This is a genomic window from Ideonella azotifigens (genome assembly GCF_006519715.1).
Lineage (GTDB): Bacteria > Pseudomonadota > Gammaproteobacteria > Burkholderiales > Burkholderiaceae_C > Ideonella > Ideonella azotifigens.
Genome location: NZ_VIDT01000181.1, coordinates 1 through 8,824, shown reverse-complemented (window position 1 = coordinate 8,824; position 8,824 = coordinate 1). Strand labels below are relative to the sequence as shown.

The following is an 8,824-nucleotide window of genomic DNA, read 5'->3' as shown; positions in this document are numbered from 1 at the left end:
CCGCCACACCAGCGTCGCGGTCACCACCGAGGTCGCGGCCACCACGTAGCCGACGACCGGGAAGTGCAGCAGCTTGCCATCTGCACCAAAGGCCACGATGTGGCCGGCCAGCAGCGAGGCCAGGCCGCCGGCCAACTGCTGGATCGCCGCATTCACCGCATTGAACGAGCCGCGCTGCGTGGCCGCCGGCACGGCGCTCACCAGCGCCTGGAACGGGATCATGCGCGAGAAGATGCCGACGAACATCAGCACGTTGACCACGATCACCCACGGCAGCGACACCGCCTGCAGGTGGGTGTAGACCAGCACCATGACGATGGTGACGGCCGTGCCGGCCATGAACACCGGCAGCTTGCCCAGCCGGTCGGCCAGCTTGCCCACCAGCGGGCCGATGAAGATGGTGCACATGCCGGTGACCAGGTAGATCGTCGGCAGGCTTTCCAGCGGAATGCCCAGCGTGTGCACCACGAAGGCACTGCTGAAGGGCATCAGCATGAAGCCGCCGGTGGTCAGCAGCGCGGTGGTCGCGAAGGCGGTCACATGGCGCGGCTCGACAACGGTCTGCAGCAGGTGCTTCAGCGCACCGTGCTGGGCGCCTGCCTTCAGGTGGTCCGCCACCGGCCGCATGCGCCAGGCAATCACCAGCCCGCCGGCTGCGCCAAACGCGGCCATCGCAATGAAGGGCGCATGCCAATCCCAGCGGTTGGACAGGTACAGCCCCACCGGCAGGCCCAGCACCTGGCTGGCCGCAAACGCGGTCTGGATCACGCCCATCACCCGGCCACGAAGGCGCAGCTCGAACAGGTCGGTCGCAATCGCCATCACCACCGAGCCGATCACGCCGGCGAACACGCCGGTGACGATGCGCGCCATCAGCAGCGTGTGAAACGTCTGCGCCAGGCCGCACCACAGCGTGCTGGCGACAAAGCCGGCGTAGAAGAACAGCAGCAGCTTCTTGCGGTCGAAACGGTCCGCGAATCCTGCGGTCAGGATGCCGACCACGCCTGCGCTGAAGGCATAGGCCGAGACGACCAGGCCGAACTGCTCGGTCGTGATCTTCAGGTCCGGCATGATCACCGCGCCCAGCGGCGACATGATCATGAAGTCCAGGATCACCGCAAACTGCAGGCAGGCCAGCAGTCCGGCGACAAAGCGCTGGTAGCCGGTGAACAGCGGCGGTGCGGCGGCCTGTGGCGCGGAGGTGTCGGGCGGTGGCATGCGGTACCGGCTCGGGTAGTGGGTTGGCGAGGCTGGGTGATTGTGGATGCAAGCTTGCCAGCGCTCTATGTCGCACCCTTGGCCTGGTCCAGGAACTGCACCAGGCTGTGTGGCGCGGCGTCGCCCAGGCAAATGGCCAGCACTTCGGTCGAGCCCGCGGCGGCCTCGGCGCTGCGCGGGAAGAGCTTCGCCTCGTAGGCCTGCAGCGCGGCCTGCAGATCGCCGGGGCGCGCCGCGATGGCTTCACCCAACTCGGCGCCGTCGACCATCGCCAGATTCGCGCCATCGCCTGCAGGCGCCATCAGGTGCGCCGCGTCGCCCAGCAGCGTCACGCCGGGAATGCGGTCCCAGCGGTGGGCCGCGGGCAGGGCGTGGATCGGCCGCAACACCGGCGCTGTCTCGCCATCGGTGATGAGCGCGGTGAGCGCCCGGTCCCAACCGTCAAATTCCAGCGCCACGCGGGCCAGCGCGACGGAAGCATCGGCGGCCTCGACCTCCGCCACCCAGGCCATCGGCTTTTGCAGTGCCGCATAGGTGTGCAGCACGCCGTCCGGCTCGCGGTGCGCAAAGATGCCTTTGCCTGGCGCCATCGCGAACAGCGCGCCGCCGCCGACGGCTGTGGCGCTCGCCGGATGGCGGGCGTCGGCATCGGACAGGTAGGTTTCGACGAAGGTGGTGCCGATGTAGGCTGGCACAGCGGCCGATACCAATGGCCGGATCCTTGACCAGGCGCCATCGGCGCCGACGAGCAGGTCGGTTGTGACGCTGCCGCCGTGGGCGAAGCTGAGGGTGTGGCGACCATCGCCCAGTGCTTCGACCGATGTGAGCTTGTGATCCCAGCGCACCGTGCCGACGGGCAGCGAATCCAGCAGCAGGCGGCGCAGCTCGCCTCGGCGAACTTCGGGCCGGCCACCGCTGCCGTCATCGGGCTGATCCAGCAGCACCGCGCCGGTCTTGTCCAGCACGCGCGAGGCCTGGCCGCCGGGATGGATGAGCCGCACAAACGCCTCATGCAGCTTCGCGGCCTTCAATGCGAGCTGGCCGCTGTCCTCGTGAATGTCCAGCATGCCGCCTTGCGTGCGAGCGGTGGGCGAGGCCTCGGCCTCGTAGACGGCGCAGGCGATGCCGTGCACGTGCAGCACCCGGGCCAGCATCAGCCCGCCAAGCCCGGCGCCAACGATCGCGATCATGCGTGTCATCTCGAATCCTTCATGAGTGGGGCGCGACATCGGCCGACGGATGATGCGTGGAACGTCATTCCATGATGATGGAGCGCCGTTCCAGTTGTGTCAACATGCGGCATGGTCAACAAGACACGTTCTCCTCAACGGCGCGGGGACGCCCTCTCGCGGGACCGCATCATCGAAGCGGCCATCGGCCTGCTGGACAGCACCGGCGAAGCCGGGCTGACCTTCCGTGCGCTGTCAGAGCAGCTGGCGACGGGGCCTGGTGCGATCTACTGGCACATTGCCAACAAGGGCGAGCTGCTGGTGGCCGCCTGTGACGCGGTGATCGCCGCCACGCTGGCGGCTTGCGCGGACGGCGAGACGCCCGAGGCCACGGTCCGCGCGCTGGCGGTCGGCATGTTCGATGCGATGGACGCGCATCCCTGGATCGGCTCGGCACTGATCCACGCCGCCGGCCAGCTGCCGACGGTGCGCCTGTTCGAAAGCATCGGGCAGCAGGTGCAGGCACTGGGCGTACCCGCGGGCGGGCAGTGGGCGGCGGTGTCAGCGCTGTGGCACTACATCCTCGGCGTTGGCGGACAGAACGCCGCGAACCGGCGCTCGGCCCAGGCGCGCGATATCGGCCGGGAGGACTTTCTGGGCGAGGCTTCCGCAGCCTGGGCTGCGCTCGACGAGGCCAGGTACCCGTTCACACGGTCACTCGCGGAGCAACTGCGAAACCACGATGACAGCGCCGACTTCCTGGCCGGCATCGACCTGATCCTGGGCGGCATCAAGGCGCAGGCGCAGTCCTGAACACACGCCTCGCGGGCCTTCAGGGCTGTGCCGCGGTCTCCGCCTGCACAAGCTGCTCTTCTTCAGGCATCGGCACCTGCTGCACCAGCGCGGCGTCCAACTGCTGCGCGTCCAGCTGGCCGCACCACTTGGCCACCACCAGCGTGGCCACCCCATTGCCCACCAGGTTGGTCAGCGCGCGGGCTTCGCTCATGAAGCGGTCAATGCCCAGGATCAGCGCCAGCCCGGCGACCGGCACGTGGCCCACCGCGGAAAGCGTGGCCGCCAGCACGATGAAGCCCGAGCCGGTGACGCCTGCCGCACCCTTGCTGGTCAGCAGCAGCACCGCCAGCAGCGTGAGCTGCTGCAGCAGCGTCATCGGCGTGTCGGTGGCCTGGGCGATGAAGACCGCGGCCATGGTCAGGTAGATCGAGGTGCCGTCCAGGTTGAACGAATAGCCGGTCGGGATCACCAGGCCGACCACCGACTTCTCGGCGCCGGCATGTTCGAGCTTGCGCATCATGCGCGGCAGCACCGATTCGCTGGACGAAGTGCCCAGCACGATCAGCAGCTCCTCGCGGATGAAACGCACGAACTTCAGGATCGAGAAACCGTGCAGCCGGGCGACCCCGCCCAGCACCACCAGCACGAAGATCAGGCAGGTGGCGTAGAACGCGCCCATCAGCTGCGCCAGCTGCAGCAGCGAGCCCACGCCGTACTTGCCGATGGTGAAGGCCATGGCACCGAATGCGCCAATCGGCGCCAGCTTCATGATGGTGCCGACGATGGCGAACAGCACATGCGAGAGCTTGTCGATGAAGCTGAAGACGATGTTGTTCTTGCCGCCGAACTTCTGCAGCGCAAAGCCGAACAGCACCGAGAACAGCAGCACCTGCAGGATCTCGCCCTTGGCGAAGGCGTCCACCACGCTGCTGGGGATGATGGCCAGCAGGAAGTCCACCGTGCCGGTCATCTTGCCCGGGCCCACGTAGTTGGCCAGGCCCTTGGTGTCCAGCGCGTTCGGGTCCACGTGCATGCCGGCGCCTGGCTGCACCAGGTTGACGATCAGCAGCCCGATGATCAGCGCCACGGTGGACATGACCTCGAAATACAGCAGCGCCAGCCCACCGGTCTTGCCGACCTTCTTCATGTTCTCCATGCCGGCAATGCCCAGCACCACGGTGCAGAAGATGATGGGCGCGATGATCATCTTGATCAGCTTGATGAAGCCGTCGCCCAGCGGCTTCATCGCCTCGCCCCATTGCGGCTGGAAGTGGCCCAGCAGCACGCCAATCGCAATCGCGATCAGCACCTGGGCATAGAGGGAGCGGTACCAGGGCGCGCGCGGCGCAGCAGCAGCAACAAGGGGCATGGCGGTATCCGGCGAGGGCAGTGAGGGAAAACCAGGATTCTTCCGCCCCGGCACGTTTCCCGCCATGTGGCGTCTACTTAGCCCTTTTGGGCAGGGCTCTTGCCGGTCTTGCTCGCCTTGCCGGCCGTCTTGCGCACCTGGCTTGCGTTCTTCATGGCCACCGGCGCTGGCTTGCCCAGCTGCACGCTGGCCTGGCGGATCAGGTCGCGGAAGAACTCTGCCGCCGGCGTCAGCGGCAGGCTGGCGCGGCGCACGATGCAATGCCGAGCGCACTGGCTGGAAGAGGCGCCGCGCGCGCATGCGCAAAGCCTGCCCACTGGGCGCGCAGTGCCAGCAGGCGCGCCGGGCCTCCGATTCAGGCGCCTCAAATAGAGAGCGATCAAAAGCGGTCCACCCGGCACTGGAAGCAGTTGAACTTCGAGCGGATGTGCACATAGGCCACGTCAACATCCGCCAGGATGTTCTCGCAAGCCGCCGCCAGCTCACTGCCGGCTACCACTGCGCCGGTCTCGTACTTGATCCAGTCCTTGCTGTCATACCCGCGAACAAGCGCCGGCTGCAGATGGGCAAACCAAGCCGGCAGCCGGTCCGCCTCGCAGTGCGCGCAGTCCTGCGCATGCAGAAAGATCGGCCCCGTCTCCGCATATGGCTGCACCAAACCAAAAGGCCGGTACGCCAGCACCAACATCTCGTCCCCCTCGGCAATCAGCTGCAAGCAATGTCGGCAAGGATTGGCCCCACCCTGCGCCACCCGCCGCAAAGCCGCCTGCCCATTCGCATCCGGCCCGCCCTCGCGGAACTGCCGCACCTCATCACTCGAAATCCCCCGTACCCGAAATCTCATCGCATGCGCTCCTGTGTTGTATTCGCCGCTGGAGGCGATGACAGGATTGCAGCGCGTTCTGTGCATCAACGCTGGTTGGAATCGGACTCGTGATTTGGGTGACGTGGCGGCAGACGGTCTGATCGGGGTACCGCGGGCGGATCGCCGCGACGCGCGCAGGGGTGCATCTTGCTCACCAGCCACCCGTCAAGTTGCCTGCGCGACCGATCACCGGCCTCATCTGGCGTGATGAAGGCCCCACCCACCTTCTCAGGACTCGACCCGGAACGCGCTGCTCATTGTGAACGCATAGCGCTCTGGCCGGATGTAGAAGCAGGAGTGGTCGCAGCAGCGGCCGTCGCTGAGAAAGGAGCTGCGTTCCATGACCAGCAGCGCGGTGCCGGGCGGCACGGCGAGGGCTTCAGCCAGTGCTGCGTCGGCGCCGCGGGCGCTGATGGCGATGTCCGCGCGAGCCGGGCGCTCGCCCATCAACTGGGCGATCAGCGCGTAGGCGGGCTGGGCTTCCAGGGCTTGCCAGCTGAGCTGTGACAGCGCGCTGGGCAGGTGGCTGAGGCCCAGCGCAACGGGCGTGCCGTCCACGCTGTGCAGGCGCTTGAGCAGCGTGAGCTGGCGCGCCGGGGCGAAGCGCGCCGCAAGTTCGTCCGGCACTTTCACGCGGCGCTTCTCCAGCAGCTGCATTTGCGCGTCCAGCCCCTGCAGGCGCAGCGATTCATGGAAGCTGCGCAAGGTGTCCAGCCCGTGGCGGACCTGCTTGCCGGCCACATAGCTGCCCTTGCCCTGGCGCCGCACGATGCGGCCTTCGCTGGCCAGCTTGTCGAAGGCCAGGCGCACGGTGACGCGGCTGACCTGGAAGCGCTCGCCGATCTGCGCCTCCGAGGGCAGGCGGCCACTGGGTTCGAACAGCCCGGCCTCGATCTCCTCCTGCAGCCGCGCGGCGATCTGCGCATAGAGCGAGGTCGCGTTTTCGCGTTTCAGGCGGGTCCGAACTTGCGGGCTGGTGGAGGTGGCTGCAATTTCCGTCATAAGCACAGTCGCAATTCGCGTTTGGCTAACTTGCATTAGAACGTATTATTTTAAGCATCATGCAGCCCCATCCGTGTGCCTTGCATGCCACACCCCGCCTGTTGCGACCCGCTGTTTGAGACCGCACCAATGTCCTCGCCTTCACCCTCTGGTTCCGCCGCCGGGCAGCTCGCGCTGCAGGCCGTGGACTTCGCCTATGCCGACGGGCGCAGCATCTTCCGCCAGCTGTCGCTGACGGTCACGCCCGGCGAATTCGTCGTGTTGCTGGGGCCTTCGGGCTGCGGCAAGTCCACGCTGCTGAACCTGCTGTCGGGCTTCATCCAGCCGGACCGCGGCACCGTGAGCATTGACGGCGAAGCCGTGCGCCCCGAGATGGACGCGCTGGGCTATGTCTTCCAGTCGCCCAACCTGTTCCCGTGGCTGACGGTGCTGGACAACGTGCGCTTCGGCCTGCGCATGCGCGGCGACCTGACGCCTGCGGCGCAGCAGCAGCGCGCCCGCCAATACCTGGCGCTGGTGGGCCTGGCCGACGCGGCGGAGCAGTTCCCGCACCAGCTCTCGGGCGGCATGCGCCAGCGCGTGGCGCTCGCCCGTGCGCTGGCACCCGAGCCCAAGCTGCTGCTGGCCGACGAGCCTTTTGGCGCGCTGGACGCGATCACCCGCCGGCACCTGAACGAAGAGCTGCTGCGCCTGTGGAGCCAGCTCGGCCAGACGGTGGTGTTCATCACGCACGACATCGACGAAGCCGTGTTCCTGGCCGACCGCGTCGTCGTGCTCGGCCGAGCGCCGCAAGGCATCGACACCCAGCTGACCGTCGACCTGCCCCGGCCGCGCAGCTTCGCAACCACGCCCCGATTGCCGCGTTTCCTCGCCTGCCGCGAGCAGCTGATGGATCGCATTGCCCACGTCATGGAGAGAGCAGTATGAACAACCGCCGCCAATTCCTTGGGGCTGCGGCCCTGTTGTCTTTGCCCGCCTTGCCTGCGCGCGCACAACCGCGGCCGCTGCGTGTCGGCTGGGTCTATGCGATGGCCAATGCGCCGGTTGTCGTCGCCGACCAGAAGCGCTTTTTCGCCGAAGAAGGCCTGCAGGTCGAGGTCAAGCAGTTTGGCGACGGGCCGGTGCTGGAGCAGGCCATGGCAGCCGGCGAGGTGGACGTGGCCTACGTCGGCGCGCCGCCGGTCTACCAGTGGTTCTCGCGCGGGCTGGACGCGCGCATCCTGGCCAAGGTGAACTACGGCCAGGCGGCGGTGATCGCCAGCCAGGCCAGCGGCATCCGCAGCGTGGCCGAGCTGCGGGGCAAGCGGCTGGCATCGGTGGCCAAGGGCAGCGGCATGGACGTGCTGCTGCGCGGCATTGTGCTGCCCGAGCATGCCAAGCTGGACCCGGAGAAAGACCTCAGCATCCAGTCCATGCCGGTGGGTAACATGAATGCCGCGCTGGACCGCAACATGGCCGACGCGGCCTTCACCTGGGAGCCGTTTGTCAGCCAGGCCTTGCTGCGTGGCAGCAGCCGCTTGGTGCTGGATGTGAATGCGGTGCTGCCGTCCTATCCCTGGTACGTGATCGCCGCGTCAGCTGCAGCGCTGAAGGACCGCGGCCCGGAACTGGTCAAGCTGCTGCGCGCGCACCGCCGCGCCATTGCCTTCCTGCAGGGCAACGCGGCCGAGGCCGACAAGCTGATCGCCCAGACCTTCAAGCTGGAGACGGTGCAGGCGGCGGACGGCCGCACGATTGCCGCCGAGGCCATCGTGCAGGAAGCCCGCAAGCGCCTGGGCTGGGCCGACAAGCTGGAAGCGCGCGACCTGCAGTTCATCCAGCGGCTGATGGATCGCTCGCAGGAGCTGGGCTTCACCGCACGGCCGCTGAAGGTCGAGCAGGTGGTGGACCTGGGCCTGTGGCAGAAGTCGGTTGGCTGAGATGAACACCGCATCCCATCCTGCCATGCAAGCCGTCGCCACGCCTGTTGCCCGCCCTGGCCTTGCGGCGCGACTGTTCGCCCGCGTGCTGCCCTGGGCGTCCTTGCCGCTGTTGGTGCTGGCATGGACCATCGCCGCCAGCCGTGTGCCCAGCTATGTGCTGCCGCAGCCCTGGGAAGTGCTGGGCGAAGGCCTGCGCTGGCTCAAGGACGGCAGCCTGTTGAGCAACCTCGGCCACAGCCTGCTGCGCGAATTCATGGGCTTTGGCCTGGCCGCGGTGCTGGCGCTGCTGCTGGGCGTGGGGCTGGGCCTGTCGGCCAGGCTGCGCAGCTTCATGAGCCCGCTCAACAGCCTGTTCATGGCGATCCCGCCCATCGCGTGGACGCCGCTGATGATGATCTTCCTCGGCCTGGGCAATGCGTCCATCGTCGCGGTCATCGTGCTGGCGGCCATGTTCCCGATGGCGCTGACGATCCAGGACGGCGTG

Annotated in this window: 10 protein-coding genes; 4 read left to right on the top strand and 6 right to left on the bottom strand. The window is 67.5% G+C overall.

Going from position 1 to position 8,824, the window contains the following annotated elements; all coding sequences use genetic code 11:
• A partial coding sequence (locus tag FKP22_RS13050) for an MFS transporter (RefSeq protein ID WP_141287920.1) occupies positions 1–1,218 on the bottom strand: 1,218 nt, incomplete at its 3' end.
• Between the two features lie 65 nt (positions 1,219–1,283).
• Entirely contained in the window at positions 1,284–2,417 is a 1,134-nt protein-coding gene (locus FKP22_RS13045) for an FAD-dependent oxidoreductase (RefSeq protein WP_141287919.1), read from the bottom strand.
• 102 nt (positions 2,418–2,519) lie between these two features.
• Here FKP22_RS13045 and FKP22_RS13040 point away from each other — a divergent pair, with 102 nt between their 5' ends.
• Entirely contained in the window at positions 2,520–3,200 is a 681-nt protein-coding gene (locus tag FKP22_RS13040) for a TetR/AcrR family transcriptional regulator (RefSeq protein WP_141287918.1), read from the top strand.
• Positions 3,201–3,219: 19 nt separating this feature from the next.
• Here FKP22_RS13040 and FKP22_RS13035 read toward each other — a convergent pair whose 3' ends face one another.
• The 4 genes from FKP22_RS13035 to FKP22_RS13025 form a co-directional block, all read right to left on the bottom strand.
• A complete protein-coding gene (locus FKP22_RS13035) occupies positions 3,220–4,551 on the bottom strand; it encodes a dicarboxylate/amino acid:cation symporter (protein WP_141287917.1) in 1,332 nt (443 codons plus the stop codon).
• 77 nt (positions 4,552–4,628) lie between these two features.
• Positions 4,629–4,805 carry a hypothetical protein gene (locus FKP22_RS32025; protein WP_170200881.1) on the bottom strand — a complete coding sequence of 59 codons (177 nt, stop codon included), beginning with the start codon at positions 4,803–4,805 and terminating at the stop codon, positions 4,629–4,631.
• A gap of 125 nt (positions 4,806–4,930) precedes the next feature.
• The gene (locus FKP22_RS13030) at positions 4,931–5,461 is read right to left on the bottom strand and encodes a DUF1203 domain-containing protein (protein WP_211361395.1); all 531 of its coding nucleotides are present in this window, start codon (positions 5,459–5,461) and stop codon (positions 4,931–4,933) included.
• Between the two features lie 183 nt (positions 5,462–5,644).
• Entirely contained in the window at positions 5,645–6,418 is a 774-nt protein-coding gene (locus tag FKP22_RS13025; protein ID WP_141287916.1) for a GntR family transcriptional regulator, read from the bottom strand.
• A 129-nt stretch (positions 6,419–6,547) separates the two neighbouring features.
• Between FKP22_RS13025 and FKP22_RS13020 the strand changes: the two genes are divergently transcribed.
• The 3 genes from FKP22_RS13020 to FKP22_RS13010 all read left to right on the top strand — a co-directional run.
• On the top strand, positions 6,548–7,345 hold the full coding sequence (locus tag FKP22_RS13020) for an ABC transporter ATP-binding protein (protein ID WP_141287915.1): 798 nt from the start codon (positions 6,548–6,550) through the stop codon (positions 7,343–7,345).
• A complete protein-coding gene (locus tag FKP22_RS13015; protein ID WP_141287914.1) occupies positions 7,342–8,337 on the top strand; it encodes an ABC transporter substrate-binding protein in 996 nt (331 codons plus the stop codon). Before FKP22_RS13020 ends, FKP22_RS13015 begins: the two co-directional genes overlap by 4 nt.
• A 25-nt stretch (positions 8,338–8,362) precedes the next feature.
• Positions 8,363–8,824, top strand: a 462-nt coding sequence (locus FKP22_RS13010) for an ABC transporter permease (protein WP_375140581.1), incomplete at its 3' end; no start/stop codon positions are given.

Excerpts from the sequence above, each read along its gene's own strand:
- FKP22_RS13035 (WP_141287917.1), bottom strand. The coding sequence starts at position 4,551 with ATGCCCCTTGTTGCTGCTGCTGCGCCGCGCGCGCCCTGGTACCGCTCC.
- FKP22_RS13030 (WP_211361395.1), bottom strand. The coding sequence starts at position 5,461 with ATGCACAGAACGCGCTGCAATCCTGTCATCGCCTCCAGCGGCGAATAC.
- FKP22_RS13040 (WP_141287918.1), top strand. The coding sequence starts at position 2,520 with ATGGTCAACAAGACACGTTCTCCTCAACGGCGCGGGGACGCCCTCTCG.
- FKP22_RS13015 (WP_141287914.1), top strand. The coding sequence starts at position 7,342 with ATGAACAACCGCCGCCAATTCCTTGGGGCTGCGGCCCTGTTGTCTTTG.
- FKP22_RS13045 (WP_141287919.1), bottom strand. The coding sequence starts at position 2,417 with ATGACACGCATGATCGCGATCGTTGGCGCCGGGCTTGGCGGGCTGATG.
- FKP22_RS13020 (WP_141287915.1), top strand. The coding sequence starts at position 6,548 with ATGTCCTCGCCTTCACCCTCTGGTTCCGCCGCCGGGCAGCTCGCGCTG.
- FKP22_RS13025 (WP_141287916.1), bottom strand. The coding sequence starts at position 6,418 with ATGACGGAAATTGCAGCCACCTCCACCAGCCCGCAAGTTCGGACCCGC.